The organism is Ferruginibacter sp., assembly GCF_031430955.1.
Classification (GTDB): Bacteria; Bacteroidota; Bacteroidia; order Chitinophagales; family Chitinophagaceae; genus Ferruginibacter.
The window spans coordinates 1-1,898 of sequence record NZ_JANPCM010000368.1 but is presented as its reverse complement, the minus strand read 5'-3'; the positions used below and the strand labels follow the sequence as shown (position 1 = coordinate 1,898).

At 35.9% G+C, this 1,898-nt stretch carries 1 protein-coding gene; it reads left to right on the top strand.

Annotation, left to right across the window (positions count from 1 at the left end):
• Window positions 1–1,898 (top strand): hypothetical protein (locus ACY65O_RS10520; RefSeq protein ID WP_462220813.1); only part of this gene is annotated, 1,898 nt, incomplete at both ends.

The window sequence follows — 1,898 nt, the reverse complement described above, 5'->3', positions numbered from 1 at the left end:
TAATAATGGGGGCAGGTATGATAATATTTTATTTCAGTGGATTGCCGCACTGGCAGTATATCCAAAAATTACCTGGCAACTTACCCTTGCATTGGGAAAAGCCATTATGGATACTTATGGTAAAACACACGAATTAAATTTTACCACATTGCTGCGTATTGCCAGGATTAAATGGATGAAAGATGGAAAATTTCCTGATTATACCCGGTTAAATCTTTTAAAAAATCTCAGCAAACAAAATGAAGTTGTTGCCCGTGAACATATTTTAATGCTTTTAAATGAAATACCAGACGCTGATTTAACCGGTGAGCATTTTGCCTACGAAGAAAAAGAAACCCAGCGCCTGATCAACGAATTTAATTTGTATGCTTTCGATCCCGTAAAATATGCCGGCTATAAAAAATCTAAAGACCTGTTAGCACAACTGTGGCATCACCAGCAAATTACTGATACACCGGCACAAGCTTATTTAGAAAACAAAGACCTGCAATGGCAAACTATAATTAATAAGCCGGCAACTAATGCTTCTGTTGCCGAAAATATTTCACTGCCTCAATATTTTGACAGCGGTGCTGCAGCAAATACTTTTTTAAAAAGCATATATCTGTGGTGTGCTGCAATAAGTGCCCTGCTTTTTTCTGCCGCTTTAATCGGGTTGATTTTATTAGCTGTTTTAAATTTTACAGCAAAGAAAAACATTTTTCCATTTACGTATAAACAATCTTCTAATAAAACAATAAATTTTATTTTTTCGGATTCATCTGGCAGCACAAAGAAAAATAGTGTACCAACAACAGGCTCTAAAGAATTGCCAACAGGTAATGTGGTTTTAGTTGTAGATACTTTTGAAACCAGGCTGTATAGTTTGGATACTGCCCGTTTAGTATTGCCGGTTGATGATAGTGCAAAAGCAATTTCTGTAAGTGCAGGCAATACTATTATGTTTGATACCACAATTAACATTGCTTATGATGCTTACAATATTACGCTGCGGCCTGCAAAACAAAATGATATAATTAAGTTGCCCGATTCGGTTAACAATCCACCAGCTGTTTTACCGGCAAACCTTCACGAAATATGGCAGGGCAAAACTAACAACCGGTTAATAAATATCGATCTTAGAAAAAAACTGGTTTACTATTCAACTGCGGATGAAAAAACATATGGCACTTACCCGATAACCAGCGTAAACAAAACCAGATCAGGGGCCTTCAAAATTATTGCAACTACCGGCAAAGGTTCTAATGTAGTGTTTATAAGAAATATTTCCAGTACCTCGTTTGAGTTTGCAGGGTGCCAAATGCTGGTGCAGGATAAGGCAGAGATTGATAAAATTGATGAAAATAACTGCGGCAATTTTGATGTGATGGGTTTGTATTATGAAAAACAAACACCAGGAAATATTTATTTGCCTGTGACTTCAGTTAGCGGACAAGCCAAATCGCTAATGCCAGCCGAATTAAAAAAACTTTATGCTTATACTGCCAATTATAATGCTAAACTTAAAAATTTTACTATTTCGTTAAAAAATAATATTCGATTTTTACCACGCTTTGCACCAAATTATATTGCAGCTTACCTGGCAAATGCAGGCGTAAAAGTTGATGTTGGCGAAATTGTTTCAACCTCTATTGATGTAAATACAGCTACACCATTTAAAAGGAATTTCTTTACCATCGATATTGCTGCCAGTAATCCTTTCATAAAAAATACCCGACAATCAAAGAGCAGAATCAGTACACGGGGTGTAATTGTCGATTCTACAGTAACTGTACCTGCACAAAAAAATACTATTCAGCCTAATACCACAAATGCCTACGCACCCCCTGTAAAAAAAATACTTTGGGTAGATGATAATGCACTTAATAATGCGTTGTTGGTAGATTATTTTAAAAAAG